This window comes from Pseudomonas amygdali, from assembly GCF_002699855.1.
Lineage (GTDB): Bacteria > Pseudomonadota > Gammaproteobacteria > Pseudomonadales > Pseudomonadaceae > Aquipseudomonas > Aquipseudomonas amygdali.
In genome coordinates, this window is the sequence record NZ_LKBW01000303.1 from 1 (window position 1) to 26,278 (window position 26,278).

24 protein-coding genes and 2 riboswitches are annotated in these 26,278 nt (G+C 60.2%); of the genes, 11 read left to right on the forward strand and 13 right to left on the reverse strand.

The genetic code is table 11. The annotated features are described in order from the left end of the window. Window positions 1–164: 164 nt before the first annotated feature. Both AO277_RS24075 and AO277_RS24080 read right to left on the reverse strand, forming a co-directional pair. The gene (locus AO277_RS24075) at window positions 165–1,469 is read right to left on the reverse strand and encodes a leucine-rich repeat-containing protein kinase family protein (RefSeq protein ID WP_044318986.1); all 1,305 of its coding nucleotides are present in this window, start codon (window positions 1,467–1,469) and stop codon (window positions 165–167) included. A 79-nt stretch (window positions 1,470–1,548) separates the two neighbouring features. After that, window positions 1,549–2,094 carry a TetR/AcrR family transcriptional regulator gene (locus AO277_RS24080; protein WP_044318985.1) on the reverse strand — a complete coding sequence of 182 codons (546 nt, stop codon included), beginning with the start codon at window positions 2,092–2,094 and terminating at the stop codon, window positions 1,549–1,551. Window positions 2,095–2,200: 106 nt separating this feature from the next. Here AO277_RS24080 and AO277_RS24085 point away from each other — a divergent pair, with 106 nt between their 5' ends. Then, window positions 2,201–3,430 (forward strand): MFS transporter, encoded by a 1,230-nt coding sequence (locus AO277_RS24085; protein ID WP_044318984.1) that lies wholly within the window; start codon window positions 2,201–2,203, stop codon window positions 3,428–3,430. Window positions 3,431–3,464: 34 nt separating this feature from the next. Here the strand turns inward: AO277_RS24085 and AO277_RS24090 are convergent, their stop codons facing one another. The 3 genes from AO277_RS24090 to AO277_RS24100 all read right to left on the reverse strand — a co-directional run bounded on the left by AO277_RS24090 (window position 3,465) and on the right by AO277_RS24100 (window position 6,196). Next, window positions 3,465–4,601, reverse strand: coding sequence for a M14 family metallopeptidase (locus AO277_RS24090; protein ID WP_044318983.1), 1,137 nt, complete (start codon window positions 4,599–4,601; stop codon window positions 3,465–3,467). A 100-nt stretch (window positions 4,602–4,701) separates the two neighbouring features. Further along, complete coding sequence (locus tag AO277_RS24095) at window positions 4,702–5,235, reverse strand: sigma factor-like helix-turn-helix DNA-binding protein (protein WP_044318982.1); 534 nt, start codon at window positions 5,233–5,235, stop codon at window positions 4,702–4,704. Between the two features lie 493 nt (window positions 5,236–5,728). Then, a complete protein-coding gene (locus AO277_RS24100) occupies window positions 5,729–6,196 on the reverse strand; it encodes an Lrp/AsnC family transcriptional regulator (protein WP_002553253.1) in 468 nt (155 codons plus the stop codon). Window positions 6,197–6,380: 184 nt separating this feature from the next. On the opposite strand from AO277_RS24100, the gene AO277_RS24105 reads away from it, so the two are divergent. Next, window positions 6,381–9,866 carry an indolepyruvate ferredoxin oxidoreductase family protein gene (locus tag AO277_RS24105; protein ID WP_044318981.1) on the forward strand — a complete coding sequence of 1,162 codons (3,486 nt, stop codon included), beginning with the start codon at window positions 6,381–6,383 and terminating at the stop codon, window positions 9,864–9,866. Window positions 9,867–9,927: 61 nt separating this feature from the next. Here AO277_RS24105 and cobM read toward each other — a convergent pair whose 3' ends face one another. From cobM to AO277_RS24125, 4 genes are read right to left on the reverse strand one after another with little or no spacing between them, the layout of a single operon-like run. Beyond that, window positions 9,928–10,677 (reverse strand): precorrin-4 C(11)-methyltransferase, encoded by a 750-nt coding sequence (cobM, locus tag AO277_RS24110; protein ID WP_044318980.1) that lies wholly within the window; start codon window positions 10,675–10,677, stop codon window positions 9,928–9,930. A gap of 32 nt (window positions 10,678–10,709) precedes the next feature. Further along, on the reverse strand, window positions 10,710–11,159 hold the full coding sequence (locus AO277_RS24115) for a cobalamin biosynthesis protein (RefSeq protein WP_005731779.1): 450 nt from the start codon (window positions 11,157–11,159) through the stop codon (window positions 10,710–10,712). Beyond that, complete coding sequence (locus tag AO277_RS24120; RefSeq protein ID WP_044318979.1) at window positions 11,137–11,844, reverse strand: CbtA family protein; 708 nt, start codon at window positions 11,842–11,844, stop codon at window positions 11,137–11,139. The genes AO277_RS24115 and AO277_RS24120 overlap by 23 nt, the downstream gene beginning before the upstream one ends. 10 nt (window positions 11,845–11,854) lie before the next feature. Then, window positions 11,855–12,040 carry a CbtB domain-containing protein gene (locus AO277_RS24125; RefSeq protein WP_002553258.1) on the reverse strand — a complete coding sequence of 62 codons (186 nt, stop codon included), beginning with the start codon at window positions 12,038–12,040 and terminating at the stop codon, window positions 11,855–11,857. Window positions 12,041–12,135: 95 nt separating this feature from the next. Then, window positions 12,136–12,349, reverse strand: a riboswitch (cobalamin riboswitch). 58 nt (window positions 12,350–12,407) lie between these two features. Continuing rightward, window positions 12,408–12,630: riboswitch (cobalamin riboswitch) on the forward strand. Window positions 12,631–12,745: 115 nt separating this feature from the next. On the opposite strand from AO277_RS24125, the gene cobW reads away from it, so the two are divergent. The 4 genes from cobW to AO277_RS24145 are packed head-to-tail and all read left to right on the forward strand — an operon-like array spanning window position 12,746 to window position 19,272. Further along, window positions 12,746–13,810 carry a cobalamin biosynthesis protein CobW gene (gene cobW, locus AO277_RS24130; RefSeq protein ID WP_044318978.1) on the forward strand — a complete coding sequence of 355 codons (1,065 nt, stop codon included), beginning with the start codon at window positions 12,746–12,748 and terminating at the stop codon, window positions 13,808–13,810. Between the two features lie 4 nt (window positions 13,811–13,814). After that, window positions 13,815–17,579 (forward strand): cobaltochelatase subunit CobN, encoded by a 3,765-nt coding sequence (gene cobN, locus AO277_RS24135; RefSeq protein ID WP_044318987.1) that lies wholly within the window; start codon window positions 13,815–13,817, stop codon window positions 17,577–17,579. Continuing rightward, a complete protein-coding gene (locus AO277_RS24140) occupies window positions 17,579–18,607 on the forward strand; it encodes a magnesium chelatase ATPase subunit I (protein ID WP_044318977.1) in 1,029 nt (342 codons plus the stop codon). Before cobN ends, AO277_RS24140 begins: the two co-directional genes overlap by 1 nt. Before the next feature lie 53 nt (window positions 18,608–18,660). Beyond that, a complete protein-coding gene (locus AO277_RS24145; RefSeq protein ID WP_180273462.1) occupies window positions 18,661–19,272 on the forward strand; it encodes a VWA domain-containing protein in 612 nt (203 codons plus the stop codon). Window positions 19,273–19,367: 95 nt separating this feature from the next. Here AO277_RS24145 and AO277_RS24150 read toward each other — a convergent pair whose 3' ends face one another. Further along, entirely contained in the window at window positions 19,368–19,634 is a 267-nt protein-coding gene (locus AO277_RS24150) for a hypothetical protein (protein ID WP_003315350.1), read from the reverse strand. Window positions 19,635–19,961: 327 nt separating this feature from the next. On the opposite strand from AO277_RS24150, the gene AO277_RS24155 reads away from it, so the two are divergent. Continuing rightward, the gene (locus AO277_RS24155) at window positions 19,962–21,281 is read left to right on the forward strand and encodes a sigma-54 dependent transcriptional regulator (protein WP_044318975.1); all 1,320 of its coding nucleotides are present in this window, start codon (window positions 19,962–19,964) and stop codon (window positions 21,279–21,281) included. On the opposite strand, the gene AO277_RS24160 is transcribed toward AO277_RS24155, so the two are convergent. Next, window positions 21,269–21,802 carry an AAA family ATPase gene (locus tag AO277_RS24160; protein ID WP_002553264.1) on the reverse strand — a complete coding sequence of 178 codons (534 nt, stop codon included), beginning with the start codon at window positions 21,800–21,802 and terminating at the stop codon, window positions 21,269–21,271. The genes AO277_RS24155 and AO277_RS24160 overlap by 13 nt on opposite strands. Continuing rightward, the gene (gene pnuC, locus AO277_RS24165; RefSeq protein ID WP_005731787.1) at window positions 21,799–22,362 is read right to left on the reverse strand and encodes a nicotinamide riboside transporter PnuC; all 564 of its coding nucleotides are present in this window, start codon (window positions 22,360–22,362) and stop codon (window positions 21,799–21,801) included. The genes AO277_RS24160 and pnuC overlap by 4 nt, the downstream gene beginning before the upstream one ends. 251 nt (window positions 22,363–22,613) lie before the next feature. Between pnuC and AO277_RS24170 the strand changes: the two genes are divergently transcribed. Together AO277_RS24170 and AO277_RS24175 are read left to right on the forward strand one after the other, a co-directional pair. Beyond that, on the forward strand, window positions 22,614–23,444 hold the full coding sequence (locus AO277_RS24170; RefSeq protein WP_002553266.1) for an undecaprenyl-diphosphate phosphatase: 831 nt from the start codon (window positions 22,614–22,616) through the stop codon (window positions 23,442–23,444). Further along, window positions 23,441–23,875 (forward strand): DUF1294 domain-containing protein, encoded by a 435-nt coding sequence (locus tag AO277_RS24175; RefSeq protein ID WP_005731788.1) that lies wholly within the window; start codon window positions 23,441–23,443, stop codon window positions 23,873–23,875. The genes AO277_RS24170 and AO277_RS24175 overlap by 4 nt, the downstream gene beginning before the upstream one ends. Here the strand turns inward: AO277_RS24175 and AO277_RS24180 are convergent. Further along, the gene (locus AO277_RS24180; protein ID WP_044318974.1) at window positions 23,870–24,226 is read right to left on the reverse strand and encodes an MmcQ/YjbR family DNA-binding protein; all 357 of its coding nucleotides are present in this window, start codon (window positions 24,224–24,226) and stop codon (window positions 23,870–23,872) included. The two genes, AO277_RS24175 and AO277_RS24180, sit on opposite strands and share 6 nt — an antisense overlap. Before the next feature lie 126 nt (window positions 24,227–24,352). On the opposite strand from AO277_RS24180, the gene pcaD reads away from it, so the two are divergent. Together pcaD and AO277_RS24190 are read left to right on the forward strand one after the other, a co-directional pair. After that, window positions 24,353–25,144, forward strand: coding sequence for a 3-oxoadipate enol-lactonase (gene pcaD / locus AO277_RS24185; RefSeq protein ID WP_044318973.1), 792 nt, complete (start codon window positions 24,353–24,355; stop codon window positions 25,142–25,144). 79 nt (window positions 25,145–25,223) lie between these two features. Beyond that, entirely contained in the window at window positions 25,224–26,183 is a 960-nt protein-coding gene (locus AO277_RS24190; protein WP_044318972.1) for a LysR substrate-binding domain-containing protein, read from the forward strand. Window positions 26,184–26,278: the final 95 nt, after the last annotated feature.

The following is a 26,278-nucleotide window of genomic DNA, read 5'->3' on the forward strand; positions in this document are numbered from 1 at the left end:
CCGAGTCTGCCCAGGTGGCATGACTCAAACAAAAGGGTCTCCGAGAAACCCGGGGCGGTTCAGATGGCCGAAGTCGAAGCGTTTCTCGAAGCCATCGACAATCACGACGACGTGCAGAACGTGTACGTGGGTCTTGCAGGCTGATCACTGTGTAATGGAGCGCTTTACGCGCTCCATGCTTTTATCTGTAGAAGAATCTCCGCCAGTGACGGTCGTCGCTGGCAATCAGTCTGTACGCAACTCGCCTGAAGCGCCCTTAGCCCCTCGATGACGTTCTGGTTCTGCTCATCTGCATCGCAACGCTCCAGCAATTCTCCCAGCAAGATACCGAATGCCCGTGTTTCGATGCGCTCCAGCGCCTTTCCCTGTACCGCTGACGGGTGAAACGACGCCGCGCCGAAGTCGCTCAGCAGGCAGTTGCCATCTTCCTGCACAAGAATGTTGTGGCCATAGAGATCGCCATGCGTGATGCCGTTGGCATGCAGGTGCGCAGTGACCGACGCGATGCCTTCGGCGATACGTAACAGTACCGGCAGCGAAAAGCGTGTTTCGCGGGCATAGACATCGCGGGTGCAGGACTCCAGGCTCGGCGGCCCGGCAAGATTGCCGAAGTCGGGCGCTATCAGTTCCATGACCAGGCCACGCTGTTGATCGGGATGCCCGCTGATTTGCCCGAGCCCCTCGATCAGGTTGGCGTGACGGCCAGCGGCGATGCAGGCGGCCATTTCATTGAGCGGTGAGCCATCGCTGGTGACACTGCCTTTGTACAGCTTGACCGCCGTCATTCGCTCATTGTTTGCGTGCTGCCAGAGCGCCTGCTGAATGATCCCGGAAGCGCCTTCGCCCAAGCGCTGACCGATGCTCAACTGATGCCACGGGATCTGACGGATCGGCTCGGCACGGTGCTCGGCGCACAGTGGATTGTCGGCATAGGCAAGCCATGCCAGGGCAGGCAGGCTCAGCAGCCAGTCCGGCAGCTCGGTCAGGCGATTGGCCGAAATGCGGATCAGCTCCAGTTTGTGGCAATCAGCGAGGGTCGCGGGCAGCGTACGCAAGCGATTGCCAGCGAGCATAAGCTTTTGCAGGTTCGGGCGACGGCCCAGTTCATCAGGTAGGTACTCGATACAGTTATCGGTCAGTATCAGCCAGCGCAGGCGCGGTGGCAGTGCTGCGGCGCTGACCTGTTCAATGCGATTGGCCTTGAGGCCGACAATCTGCAGCTGCTGGCATTGGCCGATGCTTTCCGGCAGGTGCGTGAACGCGTTGTCTGACGCGAACAGCACGCGCAGCCGGGTAAGGCGGCACAGGTCGTCAGGCAGCGAAGTCAACGAGTTGCCGCTGAGGTTTAATACTTCCAGGGTGTCCGCCAGGTCGAATACCTCGACCGGGAATTCGCTCAGGCCGCAGGAAAGGTCAAGCCGTTTGATACCTGCCAGCTTGCCGGCGCGTAGATCTGCGAGGGTGTGCATGAATAGGCTCGGTCATTGATATCGGACAAGGCGCGCATCATAACGGGAGTTTCAGCCACTGACTGCAGCAAGTGTTGCCTCAACTCAGGCAGCGCTCGACCCATTGACGCACGCGTTCGGGCGTGGGGGCCGATTCGGAATACAGAATCCGGTAGATCATCGGCGCAACGATGGCATCAATCAGGTCGTCGGCGGTCGGCGAGGCTTCGCCGCGAGCCGTCGCACGATCAATCATGACCTGCAATTGCTCACGGACCATTGCCGCGCACCTGCCTACACAGCCAGAGGTGCTGGCGACCACATCGCGCGTCAGGGCGCGACCTGGAGTCGAAGACATTTCGTCGAGATACATTTCGCTCCAGGTCAGCAGGTCCTGGTGCAGACTGCCTTGATCTATTGGCGCATCAGGGCGCAGATGCTCAATGGCAGCGTCTGCCAGCAAGGTGGTCAAGTCACCCCAGCGGCGATAAATGGTCGACGGCGTAACGCCCGCCCGGAGCGCGATCATTGGCACGCTGAGCGCCGAACGATCATGCTCCAGCAACAAATCGCGGACCGCGCGGTGAATGGATTCCTGCACTCGGGCGCTGCGGCCTCCGGTGCGTACTGCTTCTTTGATAGCCATACGGCGGACCTTAACACAAAGTATTTGCTTTAAGCGCTCCTGCGTCGCACACTCCGCAAAAGCTAATTTATGGCTTTAACAGGTTGCATTGGCGGAGAGCGTATTCATGTCCCTTCCTTCACAAGGTTCGACGCTATCAGATCTCAAGTCTGATGGCCGGGCGCGAAGCCATCTCGGGTTTCTGGCCTTCACTACACTGTGCTTCTTTGCCGCGTCCAGCACACCCACGCCGCTTTATCACCTGTATCAGGAGGCATGGGGCTTCTCGTCCGGCGTGCTCACCCTGATTTTTGCAGTGTATGCATTCAGCCTGCTGGCCGCCTTGCTGATCGGTGGCTCGTTGTCTGATTACCTGGGGCGGCGTCCGGTGATTTTCGGTGCCTTGCTGCTGCAAATCGTTTCGATGTTGCTGTTCATTTTTGCCAGCGATGTTAGCTGGCTGATGGCCGCGCGTCTGTTGCAGGGGTTTGCTACAGGACTTGCTGCCAGTGCATTGGGGGCTGCCTTGCTGGACAGCGATTCAGTCAAAGGGCCGCTGATCAACAGCATCTCGCCCATCCTCGGCATGGCGGTGGGGGCACTGGGCACGGCACTGCTGGTGCAGTTCGCGCCGTTGCCACTGGTGCTGGGTTACTGCTTCCTGTTGGACGCCTTTGTGGCGCAAGCGATTTACCTTGGCCGAGTGGAAGAAACCGTCAGCCGCCAGCCAGGCGTCTGGCAATCCCTCAAGCCATCGCTGCACGTTCCGCAGCAGTCGCGGCGCATGTTATGGCTGGTACTGCCGGTGGATATAGCAGCCTGGGCACTGGGCGGTTTTTTTCTGTCGCTGAGCCCATCCTTGCTGGCAGCGGCGACTGGCTTGAACTCGCCACTCAACGGTGGCCTGGCGGTTGCGGCGCTGACGCTCAGTGGCGCGCTGGCGATTCTGAGCTTGCGTCAGCGCGAGCCGGTGCTGGGATTGTGGGTAGGCGCAAGCTTTTTGCCGCTCGGTGTGGCGGTCATTCTACTGGCGGTCAACCTGGGCATGTTGTGGCTGTTCTTCGTCGGTGCCGTGGTGGCGGGCATCGGTTTCGGATCAAGTTTTCTGGGCGCACTGCGGATGCTCATGCCAACCGCGCATGCCCATGAGCGGGGTGGGCTGATGTCAGCCTTTCTGGTACTCAGCTACCTGGCCTTCTGCATACCGGCACTGGTTGCCGGGTTCTTTGCCCACTCGGCAGGGCTGGTGATGACCAGCAATGTCTACGGAGCAGGGGTGATCACGCTGGCATTAATCGCATTGGCGAGTTTGATCGTACGCCGTACAGCCAGCAAAAACAAAAATGCCCACGTTTAAGTGGGCATCTCGGCTTGCCGACAGGCGGGAGTCTTCAGCGCAGGTCGTTAACCATCTCGGCCAGCACGGTCAATACATCCCCGGCCAGTTGCGCCGAGCGTTCGCCTGACCATCCTGTTACCGGGTCCGGCGCGTTATCGTGGTCCTTGAACGGCATCTCCAGCGTCAGCGCCAGGCATTTATAGCGTTCGCCCACGGCATTTGCCGCCAGGTTCACATTGGCCTGGCCGGGTGCGCTGCGCGGGTAGCCGTAGACCGTCTGGAAGCTGTCGCTAACCTCGCACAGACGGCTGCGAAAGCGCTCTTCAAGCTGGCGTTGATGCGCGGTGTACCACGGGTTGCCCTCACACGCGGCGGTGAATACGTAGGGGATTTCCTCGTCACCGTGCACGTCGAGGAACATGTCCACGCCGTATTTTTCCATCTGCTGCTTGATGAAAAAGACTTCCGGGCTTTGTTCTTCAGTGCTGTCCTGCCACGCGCGGTTGAGATCCTTGCCGTTGGCATTGGTACGCAAGTGGCCATGAAAGGCGCCGTCCGGGTTGACGTTAGGCACCAGATACAGGTTCGCGTTGGCGAGTAATTGCTGCAGCACTGCGTCGTCTTTTTGCTGAAGGCGTTCGATCACGCCTTCCATGAACCATTCAGCCATGTGCTCGCCGGGATGCTGCTGGGCAATCATCCAGATCTTGCGCTTGCCTTCGGCACCGTCACCTTTGCGCAGCAGCTGAATATCACGACCCTCGACACTTTTGCCGACAGCCAGCAAGTGTGCGCCGGCCTTTTCCTGTGCCTGTTCGATCAGCCGGTCATGGCGCTCACGGCTGTAGGGTTCGAAATACGCAAACCAGACCTGCGGTTGGTCAGGCGCAAGGCTGAAGTTCAGTGCCTTGCCGTCAAAACCGGACGGCACCCGAAACCAGCTCTGCTGGTCGTAGGACGCTACGGCGTTGTAGCCGGTCCAGGCATTGTTGAAGGTGGACTCGCTGGCATTGGTCAGGCTGAAACCATAGGTTTGGCCGACGTTCAGGCCGTCAGCCTTGAAATGAAACCACTGGAAATGCGCGCTTTGCGTGTCTGGCCGGATCGCCAGGCTTATATGCGCGGGGTCGCTTGCGTCGAGAACCTGAATATTGCCACTGTCGAAATCTGAACTGATCGTGAGGGTCAAGATAGGTGCCTGCTTACGTAGATGCCTTTTCAGGCCGCTACTGTACACCGATCAACCGGGCACCTTGCGACGTAAACTTCATCGCAGCGGTCATCCTGTGTCAGGAAATAGCCTCGGCGGTGACCATCAGGCTGCAGATGAATGCCGTCAGCAGGCACCACACTAGATAGGCACGTCGCTTGCGCCGATGCCAGCCGGACGCACCGAGCAACAGGGCGGGTGCCTGCAACTGGCGCCACATGCGCTCGCTGTTCTGGAACGCTGAGAGGTGTGCAGCATCGGCGTCCAGCCAGTGGCGAAATTCGATGCGTTCACTGGCCGTTGCAGCAGGGCTCTGCAAGTGCACATACCAGCGGCTGGCCTGGTCCTGAATGGCACGGCTGTCATCGGTGCTCTGAAGATGTGCCTTGCCCAGTGCGCGAAGCATCGCGCGCTCTACCCGGGCGATATCGACATTCATGAAACGGGCGATGTCGGCATACGCCAGACCGTCGAGCCGACTGAGCAGAAATATCTGCCGGGTACGGCGCGAAAGCTTGCCAAGCCGGTGGCCGAGTTCGATGACCTGCGGCGCGGGTTGCGGCTCAGGCAGGCGGGCGGGGAGGTGCAGCAAAGAAGGGAGCTGATTACTCATGATGTATCGCTCGCTGATCTTCCACGGGGATTGTTCCTTGCAATGACAGGCATCGTCCGTTACAAGAGTAGACTAGTGAATACGAGAATCATTCTCAAGTGAAAAGTTGCAGCATTTACTTTTTATATGCCTTATCCGGGCATTTTCGCTGCAAAAACATGACCCGTAGCAGGGTTGCTTTGCTATGATCTGCGCCATTGCTACACACCTGCGCAGTACCCAGACTTCATTAGCCTGAAGCAGCGAAACCAAAAGAAAGAACCAAAAAAAGACCCGGCAAAAAGCCGGGTCAAAAACCGTGATTAGCCTGATGAGGAGATAATCAGGAAGCCGACCTAAGACTTCCAGGTTATCCAGCGGATCTCGCGACCCGCTGATGCAATAATAATCATTATCATTTGCAAGTCAAATGTTTTTATTGCCCTCATCGACCCAGATAATCCGCCAGCGCCTGCTCGGCGGATTTTTCTTTTTCGTTCCCACCCTACACCCTCTAGTCCAGCGGCAACTCCGTGGTGCGTTTCACCGTGCTCATGGCAATGTTCGAATGGGCCTCATGTACGTGCGGCAACTGCAGCAAATGATCGCGCAGGAAGCGCTCATAGCTGGCGATGTCCTGGGCAACCACCTTGAGCATGAAATCCATCCCCCCGGCCATGGTGTAGCACTCGAGCACCTCCGGGTGGCCGATGATCGCTTCTTCGAATTCGGCCAGATAGCGCCGGCCATGGCCCGACAGCTTGACCTCGACAAACACGGTCATGCTCAGGCCGAGCTTCTGAGTGCTGAGCAGGGCGACAGTGCGTTCTATCACTCCGTCTTCCTGAAGCCGGTGGATGCGCCGCCAGCAGGGCGATTGCGATAACTCGACCCGTTCGGCGATTTCTGCCGCCGACAGGCTGGCGTCATGTTGCAGTAGACGAAGAATCTTGCGATCGATGGGGCTCAATTTAGGCTGCATGAATTGACCTTGTTTTTTGTTCTGGTCGAAAAAAGCATGCTCAATATCAGCAGATTTGCACGCATTTAGAAAGAAAAAGCCTCTTTGCTGCTGGCAGTCTAATGGCAAGGCTGCCGGGTTGGACCGTCCCTGCGCAAAAGCCTGACACCTATAAGAACAAGACAAGAACAAGAGAGGTATCCGCATGTCTCTGGCTGATATTCGTCTGGATGATAAATACCGGCTTGCCACCGGTAATCTGTACCTGACCGGCACACAGGCCCTGACTCGCCTGCCGATGCTGCAAAAACAACGTGATGAAGCGCAGGGCCTGAATACCGCCGGTTTTATTTCCGGCTATCGCGGCTCGCCGTTGGGCAATCTGGACAAAAGCCTTTGGGACGCCAAGGACTACCTGCAACAAAACGCCATCCATTTTCAGCCGGGCATCAACGAAGAACTGGCGGCTACGGACGTCTGGGGCAGTCAGCAGGTCAACCTGTTCCCCCACGGCAAATACGATGGCGTGTTTGCCCTCTGGTACGGCAAAGGCCCGGGCGTGGACCGTTGCGGGGATGTCTTCAAGCACGGCAACTCGGCAGGCGTTGCAGCCAATGGCGGTGTGCTGATTCTTGCGGGCGATGACCACGGCTGCAAATCATCGACCATTGCCCATCAGAGCGAACATGCGTTTATCGCTTCGATGATCCCGGTACTCAACCCCAGCAATGTTCAGGAAATTCTCGACTACGGCATCATCGGCTGGGAATTGTCGCGTTACAGCGGTTGCTGGGTGGCGATGAAGACCATTGCCGAGAACGTGGATTCTTCAGCCGTGGTCGAGGTTGACCCGTTGCGGGTCAAAACGCGCATTCCGGAAGATTTCGCACTGCCGGAAGGCGGTTTGCACATCCGCTGGCCGGATCCGCCGCTGGCCCAGGAAGCGCGGCTCAACACCTACAAGATCTACGCGGCCAGGGCCTTCGCGCGTGCCAATCAGCTCAACAAGGTGGTTATCGATTCTGCGCAGCCCAGGCTGGGCATCATTACTACCGGCAAGTCCTATCTGGATGTGCGTCAGGCGCTTGAAGAGCTGGGTATCGATCAGGAGCTGTGCGACCGGGTCGGGATTCGCGTGCTCAAGGTCGGCATGAGCTGGCCGCTGGAACCGGTCTCGGTGCACGACTTTGCCGAAGGGCTGGACGAAATTCTGGTGGTCGAGGAAAAACGCAGTGTCATAGAAGATCAACTGACCGGGCAGCTTTACAACTGGCCCGTGGACCGCCGCCCGGTGGTGGTCGGTGAGTTCGATGAACAGGACCGTTCACTGCTGCCGAACCTCAGCGAACTGACCCCGGCGATGATCGCCAGGGTCATCGCCAAGCGTCTTGCTCCGTTCTACAGCAGCCCGCAGATCGAGGCACGTCTACAGTTTCTCAGCGACAAGGAGCAGGCGCTTCAGGCTCCGCTGTTCAACACCCAGCGCACTCCGCATTTCTGTTCCGGCTGCCCGCACAACACGTCGACGCGTGTGCCGGAAGGCAGTCGCGCCCTGGCCGGGATCGGTTGCCATTACATGACCATCTGGATGGATCGGGAAACCGATACCTTCACCCAGATGGGCGGCGAGGGCGTGACCTGGATCGGTCAGGCACCGTTCACCGAAACACCTCACGTCTTCCAGAATCTGGGCGACGGCACGTACTTTCATTCCGGGCATCTGGCGCTGCGTGCAGCCGTGGCCTCCAAGGTCAATATCACCTACAAGATCCTCTACAACGATGCTGTTGCCATGACCGGTGGCCAGCCAATCGACGGAGTACTGCGCGTCGATCAACTGAGCCGCCAGGTGTTCAACGAGGGCGTGCAGCGTATTGCGCTGGTCTCCGACGAGCCTGACAAGTACCCGGGTCGACAGAATTTCGCGCCGATTACTACCTTTCATCATCGGCGTGATCTGGACAGCGTGCAGCGCGAGCTGCGTGAGTTCAAAGGCGTATCGGTGATCATCTACGATCAGACCTGCGCGACTGAAAAGCGCCGCCGTCGCAAACGCGGCACCATGCCGGATCTGGAAAAGCGTGCGTTGATCAATCCGGCTGTATGTGAAGGCTGCGGCGACTGTGGGGTTAAATCCGGTTGCCTGTCTGTGCTGCCCAAGGAAACGGCTCAGGGCCGCAAGCGCGAAATCGATCAGAACGCCTGTAACAAGGATTTCAGCTGCGTCGAAGGTTTCTGCCCAAGCTTCGTCACCGTGCATGGCGGCAAGCTGCGCAAGCCGGCATTGCCCAAGCAAGTCGAGGCGTTCGCTCGCTTGCCCGAACCTGTACTGCCGTCGCTGGAGCGACCGTTCAATATTTTGTTGCCGGGGGTTGGCGGAACAGGCGTAACCACCGTCGGTGCGATGCTGGGTTATGCCGCGAATCTGGAAGGCAAGGGTTGCAGCGTGCTCGATCAGGCCGGGTTGGCACAGAAATTCGGCCCGGTGGTCAGCCACATCCGTATTGCAGCGCGTCAGCAGGATTTGTTCGCGGTGCGTATCGCGGCCGGGGAGGCGCATCTGTTGCTGGGGTGTGACCTGCTGGTAGCGGCCGGGCCGGATGCGATTGCCAAGCTCGACAGCAAGATTTCCCACGCGGTGGTCAACAGCCAGCAAACGCCGACTGCCGAGTTTACGCGCAACCCGGATGCCGTGTTTCCGGCCGAGGCCATGAAGCAGACTATCATCGAGTCGGTCGGCGCTGCGAAGACCCACTTCGTCGAAGCCACATCGCTGGCCACCCGGCTGATGGGCGACAGCATCGCCAGCAACCTGTTCATGCTCGGTTACGCGTTTCAGCTGGGCCTGATTCCGCTGACCTCGGCGGCCATCGAAAAGGCGATCGAACTCAACGGGGTGGCGGTCAATCTCAATCAGCAGGCGTTTCTCTGGGGCCGTCGTACCGCGCATGATCCTGCGGCGGTCGAAGCCTTCGTCAATCCGCAGCAGAAGGTCAGCGAGCCGCAGCAGCCAATGGACCTTGATCAGCGTATTCAGAGCAATGTCGAAACCTTGAAGGCGTATCAGAACGGCGCCTATGCCAAGCGCTATGTGGAGTTGCTGCAACGTGTGCGCGATACCGAATCACGCGTGTTTCCCGGTCAGCAGCCGATGCTCTCTGAAGCGGTTGCGTTCAACTATTTCAAATTGCTGGCCTATAAGGATGAATACGAAGTGGCACGGCTGTACAGCAACGGCGAGTTTACCCGCCAGTTGGAAGCGCAGTTTGAAGGCGATTATCGGCTGGAATTCCACTTGGCCCCGTCATGGTTGGCAAAACGCGATCCGCACAACGGCCTGCCGCGCAAACGCAGTTTCGGCCCCTGGATGCTGCGCGCCTTCAATGTATTGGCGAAATTCAAATTCCTCCGTGGCACAGCTCTCGATCCGTTCGGCCACAGCCTTGAGCGCAAACAGGAGAGGGAGCTGATTGACGGTTACGTGCGTGACATCGAACTGATTCTTCAGCACCTGCAAGCACAGAATCGCCATACCGCCTTGAACCTGGCACGTCTGCCGGAGCGAATTCGTGGTTATGGCTATATCAAGGAGCGCGCCATGAAAGCGGCTGCATTGCAGGCCGACATTCTGCGCAAGAGTCTGGAAAGTGGCGAAGTGGCTGCACCGAAGTTGTACGAGGCGGCTGCCTGACGGGAAGCAGCGACCGGGGGTGATCCGCTGTTCAGTGCCGGGAGTACCGCCTTCGCCAATATCAGTTCGGTCTGAACAGGTGTGCATGCCCGGCGCGGTACAGCGAGGACTCGCTGAACGTGTCGTCGGCAAGCACATGTCCGACCAGAATCAATGCAGTGCGACGAAAGCCTTTGGCCTGCACTTTGTCGTGAATGTCCGCCAGTGTGCCAACTGCCCAGTCCTGATCCGGCCAACTGGCGCGGTGCACCACGGCAATCGGGCAATCGGCTCCGTAATGTGGAACGAGCTCGTCGACAATCCGCTGCAGGTTGTTCACACCCAGATGAATTGCCATGGTTGCCCGGTGACCGGCCAGACTGGCCAGCTCCTCGCCGCTGGGCATTGAGGTCTTGTCGGCATAGCGAGTCAGAATCACGCTTTGCGAAACATCCGGCAGGGTTAGCTCGACGCCCAGCAGCGCAGCGCAGGCAGCGGTCGCGGTGACGCCGGGAATGATTTCGAATGGAATACCCAGTTCCCGCAGATGGCGGATCTGCTCGCCGATGGCGCCATACAGGCTCGGGTCGCCGGAATGCACACGAGCAACGTCCTGGCCCTGCGCATGCGCGGCCTTTATCAGTTCTATGATCTGCTCCAGATGCAGCTCGGCGCTGTTGGTCACCTGCATGGCCTGATGACCCTCCAGCACGGCGAGCGGCACCAGTGAGCCTGCATAGATAATGACTGGGCATGTGCGAATCAGGCGTTGCCCCTTGACGGTGATCAGCTCGGGATCGCCAGGACCGGCACCGATGAAATAGACAGTCAATGAATTCTCCGGAGTGGATGAGCGCGGGGAGATTATCCGCTGTGTGCAGGGCTGATTGCCAAGGCAAATGTGGCGTTGGCGCTTTTCTGCCGTTCGATCAGCAGGGTGGCGGTGCCGTCTCCCAGTTGCGCGGCCAGCGCCAGTGCCGAACCTTCGGCGACACCGTGACAGCCCGTGGTCTGGAAGACCTGCGCAGAACGATGGGTGAGGTGCAGCTCCCACGCAACCAATTGCGCTGCGTTGAAGAACACCAGCGGCACTGCCAGTTGCGCGGCCAGTTCAAGCAGGCCCGGTTCCTGGTCTTTCAGGTCGATACATGCCAGCGCAGTGACGCTGGCAATCTCCAGGTCGATCACGCGAAGGCTGTTCTCGATCAGCTCGCGCAACGTCGCTGCGGAGCAACCGCGCCGACAACCCAGCCCGGCCACCAGTGAGGCGCCGGGCTGAACGGTCGGTGAATCAGGCCTTATGCAGGTCGGCATCGTTTCTGCGGAACAGCCAGGCACTGATCAGCCCCATCGCGACCCAGAACAACGCGTTGGTCAATAGCGAGGCGATCATGAATTGCGATTCCAGAGCTTTGGGTGCCATGCTCTGATGGACCAGCGGCTGTGGTGCGCCGATCACGTGAGGAACGACCAGAATCGCCACGCCCAGCACTTTTAGCAGCCAGTTCTGACCAAATACCAGCAAGGCCAGCCCGGCGGCAGTCGATGCGGCCGTACCTATCCACCAGGCCTGACGCTGACTCAGTTCGGCGGCAGCTGTGCCGGGCAATTCAGGTGGCAGGCCAAGCGTGGGTGCCAGCACAAAAACCGCGAAACCGGCCAGCCCCCACCATACGCCTTGCACCGTGCGGCCCGGCGCACGCAGGGTGTAAAGCCCGGCAAGCATCAGGGCGAAGCCTACTGCGACCACCAGGTTGCCGCCCGTGGTGGACAGCACGCGCTGCCAGCCGTTTTCAGGTTCCCAGGCAGCTTCTTCATGCGCATGACTGTGTTCGGCAGTCGCGCCGTCAGCATGCTCATGGACCTGTTCGGCAGATGCGTTTTCGTAAGTTTCGGCCTGCTGGATCAGTGGCACCACCCAGAAGCTTTGCAGCACGGTCAGCAGCAGGGCCGCAAGCAGGCCCGTGAACCCGGCAGTTTGTGCGATTCGCTTGAACATTGTGGAGTCCTTAATGGCAAGGAAAGGCAGCGCTGTGACGTGTATCGTGTGCGGCGTTGTGTACGGCCGCGATGTGCGAGAAACCGGCGAAGTACACCAGACATGCACCCAGCAGCGCAGCGCTGATGGCGGCTGTCAGGCGTTGAGTGCGTGTGGAGCTGGTAGTGGCGGCGTGGCTGCTGCTGATGGTCGACATGGCGATCCCTCTTGGTGATTGGCAAGCGGGCCACGCGCAAAGGAACCTGCCGGCAGACGCCGAAGGTTTCAACTGCGCCCGCCCACCGCGGGTTTGTCATTCAACGATGTCGGGCCGGTCTCCGGGCTCGCGAGGGGCTCAAACGTCGCGCGTTCAAGGCCTGCAAGGTCACCTTCCCATACCGTGGCACAGTGGATAAGACCTTCTCTCGCTTACCGTTGCGGGGGCAGCACCGGACTTGCTCGACAGCGTGAGCGCACCGGTTTCCCGTTTCACCCCGTGAGGGGCACCCGAAACAAGGCGTACAGGAGAGCATGGGCGGCGGGGAATCGTCAATCTGAACGATTGACCTGTCTGCGGTCACTGCGTAGCCTTGCCGGTTCGAGGTTCTCCATGCGTAAAGCGTTACACATGGAGCTAAGACGGGAATGCGGTACACGCCGCAGCTGCCCCCGCAACTGTAAACGGTGAGGTTCATTGCACAGCCACTGCTACGGCGGGAAGGCGCGATGAATGCGTGTCGGCACGGTCTTGATTGCCTGCCACATGCCGCCGTGAGCCAGGAGACCTGCCTCGAACCGGGCTGACCAAAAGGCCTGCGAATTCTCACTACAACCGGGCGGGGTGATCCGGTGGCGATCCGATCCGTGTGCCAGGCATGCGGTTCTCGTCCTGTTTGCCCGCCGCATTGCCAAAGGGCACCTGATGAAAACACTGGCCAAGCTTCCCGTCACCATCGTCACCGGCTTCCTCGGCTCGGGCAAAACCACCCTGCTGCGGCACATGCTCGATAACGCCGAAGGGCGGCGCATCGCGGTCATCGTCAATGAATTCGGTGAACTGGGCATCGACGGAGAAATCCTTAAGCAGTGCACCATCGGTTGCACCGAAGAAGAGGCCAACGGCCGGGTATATGAGCTGGCCAACGGCTGCCTGTGCTGCACGGTGCAGGAAGAGTTCTTCCCGGTGATGCGCGAGCTGGTGGCTCGCCGTGGCGATCTGGACCACATCCTGATCGAAACCTCGGGGCTGGCATTGCCCAAGCCGCTGGTTCAGGCTTTTCAGTGGCCGGAAATTCGCAACGCCTGCACGGTCGATGCGGTGATCACTGTCGTCGACAGCCCTGCGGTATTGGCCGGTACGTTTGCTGCGTTCCCCGATCAGGTCGATGCGCAGCGCAAACTCGACCCGAATCTGGACCATGAGTCGCCTCTGCACGAGCTGTTCGCTGATCAACTGGCCAGCGCCGATCTGGTGATCCTCAACAAGGCCGACATGATCGACGCCGAAGGTCTGGCAGCGGTGCGTGCCGAAGTTGCCGAAGAACTGCCGCCAGCCGTCAAGGTGATTGAAGCCAGCAGCGGTCGTCTGCCGATCAGCGTACTGCTGGGTGTTGGCGCCGAGTCCGAGCTGCACATCGATGGTCGCAAGACCCACCATGATCATCACGACAATGACGATCATGATGACCACGATCACGATGCTTTCGATTCGATTTCCCTGAAATTGCCTCAGGCCGATGAAAAGTTGTTGCTCGACGCACTGAATCAACTGGTCGTGCAGCACGGCATTCTGCGCGTGAAGGGCTTCGCGGCCATTCCCGGCAAGCCGATGCGCCTGCTGATCCAGGGTGTGGGTACGCGTTTCGACAAGCACTTCGACCGCGCCTGGCGCGCCGACGAAGAGCGTGCCACGCATCTGGTGCTGATTGGTCAGGAGCTGGATGCCGTGGCCCTGCAAGCGCAGCTCAACGCTGCAGTTGTCGGCTGACCCCATGCATTTACTGAGAACCCAGCCCGGCGGTTTCGTACCCGACGACAGCATTGCCGATCTGGGCCAGACCCCGGCCGAGCTGGTGATTCTCTGTAGCGGAGACTCCAGCCTGGCGCTGCTGGCCGAAGCTGCACGCCAGCTTCCTGACGACTACCCGAGCCTGCGTCTGGCCAACCCCATGCAGGTACAGAATCACGCCTCTGTCGACTTGTACGTCGATGAGGTGCTGCGCCACGCAAAGGTCATTCTGATTTCCCTGCACGGTGGCATCGGTTACTGGCGTTACGGCGTCGAGCGGCTGATGGAGCTGGCGGCACGCGGGGTTCAGGTCATTCTGGTGCCAGGTGATGATCGTCCCGATCCTGAACTGAGCGACCTGAGCACAGTGCCTGCCGCAGAACGCGACCGGCTATGGCAGTTTCTGCGTCAGGGCGGCTTGCAGAATGCGCTGGAAATGTATAGTTGCATGGCCAGTCGCTGGCTGGACCGGGACTATTCCTGGACCGAGCCCCAACCGTTGCCACGCACAGCCATTTACCACCCTCGACTGGCAAGTGCGCAGCTCACCGATTGGCAAGCCGACTGGGTTGCAGGACAGCCCGTCGTGGCGCTGCTGTTCTACCGCTCGCACTTGCAGGCCGCCAATACCGGTTTTATCGACGAGTTCTGTGCGCGCTTGCAGGCGCACGGCATCAACCCGCTACCCATAGCCGTGGCCAGCCTCAAGGAGCCCGGCTGTTTCACTCAGGTGGAGGACTGGCTGGACGAGGCTGAAATCGAGCTGATCCTCAACACCACAGGCTTTGCCCAGTCGAGTCCGGAAGCGCCGCATCTGCGCCCGTTTCGGCGCAACGTGCCGGTCATTCAGGCGATCTGCGCGCAGGACAACGAACCTGCCTGGCAGGCCAGCGAACAGGGCCTTGGTGCGCGCGATCTGGCGATGCACATTGCCTTGCCGGAGCTGGACGGGCGGATCATCAGTCGGCCGATCAGTTTCAAGGACCTGGCCTGGCGCAGCGAGCGCAGCCAGTCGGACGTGGTGTGTTACCGCGCCCAGCCGGACAGGATGGATTTTGTCGCGCAACTGGCGCGGCGCTGGATCGAACTGGCGCGGCTGCCCAACGGCGACAAGCGTGTGGCGTTGATCCTGGCCAACTATCCGACCCGCGACGGGCGCATCGGCAATGGTGTGGGGCTCGACACGCCTGCTGCGGCGCTGAACATCCTGCGCGCCATGCAGGCCGAGGGTTATCCGCTGGCACAGTTGCCGGACAGCGGCACCGAGCTTATCCAGCAATTGCTGGGTGGCGTGACCAATGATCTGGACAGCATTGACCTGCGGCCCTGCCAGCAAAGCATGGCACTGGAGGAATACCTGGCGGCGTTCAACGAGCTGCCGCAGGAAAACCGTGATGCCGTGAATGCCCGCTGGGGCGCGCCGGACAGCGATCCGATGTTTCGCAGTGGCAGAATGATGATTGCCGGGCTGCGCTTTGGCCTGACCTTCGTTGGCATTCAGCCTGCGCGTGGCTATCAGGTCGACCCCAGCTCGGTGTACCACGACCCGGATCTGGTTCCGCCCCACGGTTATCTGGCGTTTTACTTCTGGCTGCGCAAGGCGTACGGCGCTCATGCCGTGGTGCATGTCGGCAAACACGGCAACCTTGAGTGGCTGCCGGGCAAGGGCGTCGGCCTGTCCCGAACCTGCTGGCCGGACGCCGTACTGGGCGCGATGCCGAACATCTATCCATTTATCGTCAATGATCCGGGCGAGGGCGCACAGGCCAAACGGCGCACTCAGGCGGTGATCATCGATCACTTGATGCCGCCCCTGACCCGTGCGGAAACCTATGGCCCGCTGCGCAATCTGGAACTGCTCGCCGACGAGTTCTATGAGGCGCAACTGCTGGATCCGCGCCGCGCGCGCGAGCTGCAACGGGATATTCTCGAACTGGTCCGTGAAACCCATATAGATCGCGAGCTGGCTCTGGGCGAGAACCTCGACAGCGATGCCGATGCGGCGCTGTGGCTGCCGCGTCTGGACACTTACCTGTGTGACCTGAAAGAGTCGCAGATTCGCGATGGCCTGCACATCTTCGGTCAGTCGCCGCAAGGCCGCCTGCGCACCGACACCTTGCTGGCCCTGCTGCGCATCCCGCGCGGCGACGGGCGCGGCGCGCAGTCGAGTCTGTTACGGGCGTTGAGCAAAGCGTTCGGTCTGGATTTTGACCCCCTGGATTGCGAACTGGCCGAGTCCTGGACCGGCGCGCGTCCCGCTGCGTTGCTGGCGGTCAGCAGTGACCCGTGGCGCACTGCCGGTGATGCGCGTGAACGGCTTGAGCTTTACGCCGCTGCCCTCATCGAACGCGTGACCCAAGGCGAAGCGCTTCATGACCTGCCGGTCGACGATGATCTGGCACTGATCCTCGACAGCCTGCGTGAAGTGGTCGCGCCGCGTCTGGACGCCTGCGGCCCCGGCGAAATGCAGGGCATGCTAGATGCACTGAGCGGCCGCTTCGTTCCGGCAGGCCCCAGCGGCGCGCCGAGTCGGGGGCGTCTGGATGTGCTGCCCACGGGGCGCAACTTCTTTACCGTAGATGTCCGCAATCTGCCGACCACCACGGCGTGGCGTATCGGTTTCCAGTCCGCCAGCCTGTTGCTGGAAAGGCATCTTCAGGACCATGGCGACCACCTGCGTCAGTTGGGGCTGTCAGTCTGGGGCACGGCGACCATGCGCACCGGTGGTGACGATATCGCTCAGGCGATGGCGCTGATGGGCGTACGCCCGGTCTGGGCGACGGGCAGCCAGCGGGTCGATGATTTCGAGATTCTGCCGGTCAGCCTGCTGGACCGCCCGCGAGTGGACGTGACATTGCGGGTGTCGGGCTTTTTCCGTGATGCCTTCGCCAACCTTATCAAGCTGTTCGACGCTGCGGTGCAGGCAGTTGCCGCGCTGGACGAGCCGGACGACCTGAACCCGCTGGCGGCCAGGGTGCGAGAAGAACGCCAAGGTTTTATCGCAGAAGGGTTGAGCGAAGACGAAGCGGCACGTCAGGCGGGCTGGCGGATCTTCGGTGCCAAGCCCGGTGCCTATGGCGCTGGCGTGCAGGGCGCGATCGACGGCCGTCTGTGGCAGAGCCGTGAGGACCTTGCCGAGGTTTACCTGAACTGGGGCGGCTACGCCTATGGCGCTGCCGATGAAGGTACGCCTGCGCGTAAGCGCTTTGCCCAGCGTCTGTCTCAGGTACAGGCCGTGCTGCAGAATCAGGACAATCGCGAACACGACCTGCTTGATTCAAACGATTATTACCAGTTTCAAGGCGGCATGCTCGCGGCTTCGGAAACCCTCAGCGGGCAGAAGACCGCCAGTTACCATGGCGATCACAGCCAGCCGGACCTGCCGAAAATCCGCACCCTGAAGGAAGAGCTGAACCGGGTGATACGCTCGCGCGCAGCGAATCCGAAATGGATCGACGGGGCCAGACGTCATGGCTACAAAGGCGCGTTCGAGATGGCCGCCACGGTGGATTTCCTGTTCGCCTTCGATGCGACGACCGAGCTGATCGATGATCACCAGTACGCGCTGCTGGCCGACGCCTATCTGCTTGACCCGGCCACGCGCGATTTCCTCGCCGAGCACAATCCCGATGCCTTGCGCGACATGACCGAGCGCATGCTCGAAGCCCAGCAGCGCGGCCTCTGGCAGGAGCCGGGCGAGTATCAGCAGGCGCTGGAAGACCTGCTCCTGGACATAGAAGAGAATTGATGACCTTGCCTGACCTGAACATCACCGAAACTCCACATTTTCCGCTGGCCGCTGTGGTCGGTGCCGATGACCTGAAGCTGGCGTTGTGCCTGACCGCCATTGACCCGCGCATCGGCGGCGTATTGATCGAAGGGCCTCGGGGCATGGCCAAGTCGACGCTGGCGCGGGGGTTGGCCGATGTGCTGGCCAGTGGTCAGTTCGTCACCTTGCCGCTGGGTGCTACTGAAGAGCGTCTGGTCGGCACGCTGGATCTGGACGCCGCGCTGGCCGAGGGTCGTGCACAATTTTCCCCGGGTGTACTCGCCAAGGCCGACGGCGGTGTGCTGTATGTCGATGAGGTCAATCTGCTCGCCGACCATCTGGTCGACCTGTTGCTGGACGTTGCTGCCAGCGGCGTCAATATGGTCGAGCGGGATGGTATTTCCCATCGCCATGCAGCGCGCTTCGTACTGATCGGCACCATGAACCCGGAAGAAGGCGAATTGCGCCCGCAGTTGCTGGATCGCTTTGGCTTGAACGTCGCATTGAGTGGCCAGACCCAGCCTGCCGAGCGCAGTCAGATCATCCGTCGCCGTCTGGATTTCGACAGCGATCCGGTAATGTTTTGCCAACAATGGCAAGCGCAGCAGGACGCGTTGAAGCTTCGTTGTGAGCAGGCGCGTCAGCTGCTGGCAGGTATCGAGCTGGATGACCATTCATTGGCAATGATCACCGAGCGATGCTTTGCTGCAGGTGTCGACGGTATGCGCGCCGATCTGGTCTGGCTGCGCGCCGCGCGCGCCCATGCTGCATGGCGTGGTGCCGGTCGAATTGAAGAACAGGACATCGAAGCGGTCGCCGAGTTTGCCTTGCGTCATCGGCGGCGCGAGCCAGCCCCGCCACCACAAAACCCGGAAGCGCCGCCGCCCGGATCGTCCAGCAGGCAGGCCGACCCTGAAAGCGGGCAGGGCAACTGGGGCGAGCTGCCCGCCCAGGCCGTCACTACCGGCGCACGCCGCGAAGTGCCGAGCTGGCCAAAAAAGCCTTAGGCATCCGCCCTCGTATCGCGCAGGGGGCGGATGCCGTTCCCCGTCCTGGTCGACTGGCCACTGGCAGACAAGGGGCCATGCGTGCCGGTGCTGATGGCCCGGTGCAATGGTTGTCCACACTGTTGCGCGGTCGGCCGAAAAGCCGCAAGGACCTGATTCGCCAGCCGCGCAGCAGCCGTCCCAGTGAGTTATTGCTGGTGATTGTCGATGCTTCAGCTTCTACACGACGCCATCAGGCGTTGAGCCAGGCGAAGGGGCTGTTGTCGCAATTGTTCGACGATGCGTATCGACGCCGCGCGCGTCTTGCCTTGCTGACCGCCAGCGGTGACACGCCACGCTGGCAACATCAGGGCCTGAAAGCGTCCTCGGTATTGAGTCCATGGCTGGATGCACTGGGTGCGGGCGGCGGCACGCCACTGTCTGCAGCGCTCCAGCAGGCCGGTGAATGGCTGGCAAAGCGGCAAAAACGCTATCCGGCCGAGCAGCAGCGGGTTATGGTGCTGACCGATGGCAGGATCAAGCAGTTACCCGTCCTGCCTGCATTCAATTGCGCGAGTGTGTTGATCGATATCGAGAAAGGCCCGATCCGCTTGGGCAGGGCGCGGGAACTGGCGACCAGCCTGGGGGCTGATTATCAGCACATTGATGAGCTGAAACCGGTTTGAGCTATCAGGTCTGGCAGTTCTGAAACTGCGTGCCAATGCGCTGAAGCATTGGCACGACAGTCAGTTGCAGTGCACGGGCAACGCTCAAACCTGCGTCAGGCTGGCATGGTCCAAGGCTCAAGGTCGTAGCCTTCGTTGCTGATTTCTGCACGCGCCTGTTCCAGAGCGCTGGCCAGTTGCCGCTTGTCTGAATAGGTGCTGCTCGGGATCTGCTTGCGACCGATACGGTTGCTGGTGCGGTCGATCACCGTCAGGCTCAGTTCGCCGTTACCATCCTGTGGTGCCCAGGCAACACACTGGAAGGGTTCAAAAGCGTGTCCAGCGATCAGAAGTGCATCGTTGAAGCGCAGTGGGGCGTTCATGGTTTTTTCCTCAAGTGCCCATATCAATTCAGTCACGGCGGCGGGCTGACCGTCCGGCTGGTTACTTGTGTTGATGAACGACAAGGGGGCATGAGTCACACCCTTCAACGAAAAATATGCGAATTTTTTTCAAGGGTCGCCCGCGTGACCTTGCAAATAAACATCCTTCAGCAGCGACGGCGTTAGTGTTAGAGGGTTATGAGCGTTAGACCCAAACGGTACAACGCTGCGTCAAAAAGTTGCTAGTGTGATAGTTGGGCTCGCCAACATGCTGTTTATGAAAAGCTTTTAAAAATCCCACTCCACGTCGGGCACCAAGGAAACTTCATGCATGGATCGGCCCCAACGCGACGTCTGCTAATCATCGACGGCGGTGACGACTGTCATCCTCTGATCCCTGCTTTGAGTGATGCCGGATGGACGGTGCAGGAAAGCACCTCAGGTTCTACCTTCAATCCCGATCATGACGTGGGCCTGATTCGCCTGACGTCCGGTCATTTCGAACAATTGCCCAGGCTTCAAGTGCTTGTCGCCCATAGCAACATGCGCTGGGTTGCAGTGCTGTCAGCCAACGATCTGCAACGCGAAAAAATAGGCGATTTCGTTTGCCAGTGGTTTTTCGATTTTCACGCTCTTCCTTTCGATGCAGCGCGGTTGCATGGCACGCTGGACGAAGCGTTCGCGGCTGGCCGCCCCGAAGCGCAAGGCGGGCTGGCGCTTTCCGAGGCCGAGCTGCTGGGCGACAGTCGGCCCATTCGTGAGCTGCGCAAGTTGTTGAGCCGGCTGGCACCTATCGATTCACCGGTATTGATTCGGGGCGAGCGAGGTACGGGCAAAGAGCTGATCGCACGCAGCCTGCATGTACAGTCTCAGCGACGCGGCAAGCCCTTTGTCGTCGTGGATTGCGGTGCGTTCACCGGGCATTCGATCCAGGCCGAGCTGTTCGGTCATGAGGATGATGCGTTTGATGGTGCTCAGGCGCACAGGATCGGGCTGCTTGAAGCTGCTGACGGCGGCACGCTGCTGCTTGACGAGGTCGGTGATCTGCCGCTGGAAACCCAGGCGTCGCTGTTGCGCTTTCTGGAAGACCGGCAAATCGAGCGCCTGGGCGGCGGTGAGTCGATTGCAGTGGATGTGCGGGTGCTGGCCGCGACCCGTGAGGATCTTGAAACGGCTGTGCGGAAAAAGCGCTTTCGTGAAGACCTGTATTACCAGCTCAACGTGCTGCAGGTCGGGGTGGCGCCGTTGCGCGAGCGTCATGGCGATCTGGCGTTGCTGGCCAACCATTTCGCCCATTTGTACAGTCAGGACAGCGGCAGGCGAGCACGCAGTTTCAGTCAGGATGCGCTGGTGGCGTTGGGCAAGCACGACTGGCCGGGCAATGTGCGAGAGCTGGCCGGTCGGGTACGGCGCGGGCTGGTGCTGGCCGAAGGCCGGCAGATAGAAGCGGCAAACCTGGGCTTGCTGGGCGAAGAAGACAGTGCTGGCAGCATGGGCACGCTGGAGGAATATAAATCGCGTGCCGAGCGTCAGGCATTGTGCGACGTATTGACCCGCCACAGTGACAATCTGAGTGTGGCGGCCAGAGTTCTGGGCATATCGCGACCGACCTTCTATCGGCTGTTACACAAGCATCAGATTCGCTGAGCTCCCAGCAACTGCGCGACAGCCGTCATCGCCTGCTCGCGGCGCTGCGGCCAGTCACCGCCCAGCACTTTATAGGCCTGCCGATGGTGGTCCAGCCATTCCCGGCTGCTGTCGAAGAAGGCCTGGCGTTCGCATAACTGCGGCTGGCAGCGTTGCCCGTCGCTGATCCAGTCCACGCCCTCGGGTGAAAGCAGCAGGTGCAGGTCGTAGGAGCGGCTCAGCAGTTGCTGTTCGATCCACGCCGGACAGTCGCCGAACAGGGTTCGGCTCCAGAGCACATTGCTCAGCAAGTGTGTGTCGAGTATCAGCAAGTGCGGCTCGCTGGCGCGGGCAGTATCCTCCCAGTCCAGCTGGCCGCGAGCAATGGCCGGGATGTCGGCGTAGTGGGTATCGCGCCCCTGTTGATCGATGAAATGACGTACGTATTCGCCGACCAGCACGCCGCCGAACCGATCCTGTATTTCGGCCGACAGCCAGCTCTTGCCGCTGGACTCAGGCCCGGTCAGGACCAGGACTTTCATCGCGCCAGCGCCAGATCGTTACGCCACTCGCGCCAGCCCTGTACGGCCAGCAGGGTAAACAGCGCATAGAGTGCAGCGGTCAGGTACAGCTCTTTGTAGATGAACAGGCCGACAAAAATCACATCCAGCACAATCCATAGCGGCCAGCACTGAACGCGTTTGTGTGCCATCCACACTTGTGCCACCAGGCTGAAGCCCGTGAGAGCTGCGTCAAGCCATGGCTGTGCGGCGTCGGTGAAATGCGCCATGCCAGCGCCCAGCGCGAGGCTGATGACTGCGCCGACAGCCAGCCCTTTAAGCACTGAATGGCTCGGCAGCACAGTGACAGCCTTGACCGGCAGGCCGTCGCCATGGCGAGTCCACTGCAGCCAGCCGTAGATCTGCAAGCCTGCATAGATGACCTGCAGCAGCATGTCCGAATACAGCTTCACGTCGAAGAATATCCAGATGTAGATCACCACCATCACCAGCCCGATTGGCCAGCACCAGGGATTCTGCTTCACTGTCAGCCAGACCGCGATAACGCCAATGGCGGCAGCGAAGAGTTCAAGCCCGGACATGGCGGCTCCTTGGTTAGGGTTGTGAGGGGCAGGGGCGGCGATTGTATGCGCTTCTGCGCGCGGCGTGGAGCTTGTGTTGCGTCAGGCTGCACGTCAGCAGGCTTTGTGCGCGGAGGTCTGCTAGCATTCCGCGCCTTGCATTTGCGCGACTTTCTTCAAGCTTCGTTCAGGCACGCGACGGCATAGTGGCAAGCATTTTTTATACGACAACATTAAACAGCGAGCCTGCGGCATCGCTTCATGGGGGAATGATGGATCTTTGGACCGCTGCTCAGGCGTTGATATTGGGTGTTGTAGAAGGGTTGACGGAGTTCTTGCCGATCTCCAGTACAGGGCATCAGATCATCGTCGCCGACCTGATCGATTTTGGCGGCGAGCGCGCCATGGCCTTCAATATCATCATCCAGCTGGGTGCGATTCTGGCGGTGGTCTGGGAGTTTCGGCGCAAGATTCTCGACGTTGTCACAGGCTTGCCGAAGCAACAGCAAGCGCAGCGTTTCACCCTCAACCTGCTGATCGCCTTCATGCCGGCCGTGGTGTTGGGGGTGATCTTTGCCGACATGATCCACCATTACCTTTTCAATGCCATTACCGTGGCAACGGCGCTGGTCTTGGGTGGTGTGATCATGCTCTGGGCCGAGCGCCGCGAGCACACTGTGCGCACCGAAACCGTCGATGACATGACCTGGAGCGATGCGCTGAAAGTCGGGCTGGTGCAGTGCCTGGCGATGATCCCCGGCACCTCGCGCTCGGGCTCGACCATCATTGGCGGCCTGCTGTTCGGCTTGTCACGCAAGGCAGCGACCGAATTTTCGTTCTTTCTGGCCATGCCGACCATGGTCGGTGCAGCCGTGTATTCGGGCTACAAATACCGGGACATGTTTCGCCCGGACGACTTCGCGGTGTTTGCCATCGGTTTCATTACCTCGTTCATCTTCGCGATGATCGCAGTTCGCGCGCTGCTCAAGTTCATCGCAACTCATAGCTATGCAGTGTTCGCCTGGTATCGCATCGCCTTCGGCCTGCTGATTCTGGCGACCTGGCAGTTTGGCTGGATCGACTGGGCATCGGCCAAGGCATGACGCGGGCTCGCGAGCCGCAGCGGCCAGCCGGTCGGGGCAGGGCACCGGTCCGGCAATTGCGCCTGAAGGTGTCGGCGTTCCTGCTGCTGTGTGTGCTACCGGTCTACGGCTCGGCGTCGCTGGGGTTCAGGCAGGTCACGTTGATCCCGGCGCTGGCTTTGATAGTCATGAGCCTGCTGGCGTTTGTGCTCTATAGGCATGACAAGCGACAGGCCGGAAACGGCGGTCAGCGTACGCCTGAGAACGTCCTGCATGCCACCGAGCTGCTCGGTGGCTGGCCCGGAGCATTGCTGGCGCAACAGGTGTTTCGGCACAAGACCCGCAAGGCATCTTTCCAGATCGTGTTCTGGCTGATCGTGCTGGCGCATCAGGTGCTGTGGCTTGACTGGCTGTTTCTGGGCAAGCGGCTTTTACAGCTGTTGCCTTTATAGTTTCAAGCCGATCTGCTGTCGTTTCGGTAGCCTGCCGACTACAAGCTGGTGGGAGCGGGTCAGCAGATCACGCACTTCATAGTCGCTCAGTGTGTGCAGGCCTGCCACGCTGATCCAGTGCGCGCGGGCCAGGTAAGGCGCAGGCCGTATGCCGGGCCGATCCACGTAACCCAGAAACAGTTCCGGATGGACCTTGAATGAAAGGTCCTGGCCGACCAGGTCCATGACCGCAAACATCTTTTTTTCGGCAACGGAAAATACGCGCACACCGCCCCATTTGTAATCCTCTCGGGCGCCTGGCAAGTCCAGGCAGAACAGGGCGATGTCTTCTTTGTGACGGGTCTTGTTCACGGAATGCTCCTTCAGTGAGGCGTCGAGCGGTAAGCTGTTCGATAGCCGCACGGATATTCGATCAGCGGATTGTATGCTGCTGCGACACTCATTAGTGTGCAGGTTTGTCCTTCTCCGGAGTCTTGAATGTCTGCCGTGCAACTCGCCGATGGTGAACTGAACTACCTGCTCGAAGGCCCGGCCGGTGCGCCGGTGCTGGTATTGTCCAACTCGCTGGGCACTGATCTGCATATGTGGGACAACCAGATTCCTGCGTTCATTCGTCATTTTCAGGTGTTGCGCTACGACACGCGCGGGCATGGCAAATCGCTGGTCAGCGAGGGCAGTTACAGCATCGAGCAGAATGGTCGCGACGTGCTGGCGTTGCTGGATGCGCTGCACATAGACACGGCTTTTTTCTGTGGTTTGTCCATGGGCGGCCTGATCGGTCAGTGGCTGGCGATCAATGCGCCGCAGCGCCTGCGCAAGGTCGTGCTGTGCAATACGGCAGCCAGAATCGGCAACCCTGATATCTGGAGCCCCCGCATCGAAACCGTTCTGCGTGACGGGCAGTCAGCCATGGTTGCATTGCGTGATGCTTCTGTTGCGCGCTGGTTCACGCCTTCATTTGCGCACGCCGAGCCTGCTGTGGTCGACACGGTTGTCGGTATGCTGGCCCGCACATCGCCACAGGGATACGCAGCTAACTGCGCTGCCGTGCGTGATGCAGATTTCCGTGAGCAGATTGCCTCCATTCAGTTGCCGGTATTGGTCGTCTGCGGCACTGAAGATGCGGTAACCACCCCGGCGGACGAGCGCTTCATGGTCGAGCGCATTAAAGGTTCGCAGATGATCGAATTGCACGCGGCTCATCTGTCCAGTGTCGAGGCCGGGGAATCATTTACGGTGCCGGTGCTGGCATTCCTGACGGCCGAGTGAGCTGGCGGGATCTGAAACCCGGTATTGAGAGGCTTGCCATGGCGCTGCATACTCGCGGCTCTGAAAGCGAGGTGGCCGGGTGTTTGATCTCAATGATCTGTTTTATTTCGTTCAGGTGGTCGAATGCCTCGGCTTTGCGCCCGCAAGCCGTAAACTGGGAATTCCCAAGTCCAAGCTCAGCCGTCGTATTGCCGGGCTGGAAGAGCGCCTGGGTGTAAGGCTGATTCACCGCTCGACGCGCACTTTCGCCGTGACCGAGAGCGGGCGCGATTACTACGCTCACTGCGTGGCAATGCTGGTCGAAGCCGAGGCTGCCGAAGAGGCGATTCTGCGTTCCAAATCCGAGCCGCAGGGCAGGGTGGCGATCAGCTGTCCTCCGGCACTGGCGGCGATGGGCTTCAACGAGACCATTGCCCGGTTCGCGGCCGATCACCCGAAGGTTCAGGTGCAGGTCGAAAGTACCAACCGCCGTGTCGACCCGCTGACGGAGAACATCGATATTGCGTTGCGTGTGCACTTCCCGCCGCTGGAAGACGACGGGCTGGTGGTCAAGCTGCTCGGGCACAGCGCTCAACGTCTGGTCGCACGCCCGGATCTGGCTGCCAGGCTGTCCGCAACATCGACACTCGAGGCGCTATCATCACTGCCCAGCCTCGACACGCCGTCTGCAAGCCATGAGCATCGCTGGCTGCTGGAAACTACTTCCGGCCACTATGCTGAAATTCGCCACACGCCGAGGCTGATCAGCTCGGATCTGGACATGATGCTGCAGGCCGCCCTGCAAGGGGTTGGGGTGGCGCAACTGCCGGAACTGATTGTCCGGGAAGCCTTGCAGGACGGACGTCTGGTGGAACTGTTCAGTCAGCATCGGCCAAAGTGCGGGATCGTGCACGCCGTGTTTGCTTCACGCCGTGGGCTGCTTCCCGCGGTCAGAGGGCTGCTGGATGTGTTCGAAACCTCGTTCAAAGAGCTAAGCCTTAGTCCCGACTCGCTTTATTGTTCTCTTCATAGAACGAACAGTCGCATTCAAGACCACTAGGGTTTGTCTGAAAAGTCGCCTTGGTTAAAATGATGTCCTCTGGTTGCCAAGAGGGCCATCATGACTGACCGTTATGAAATTTCATCTGATCGTTG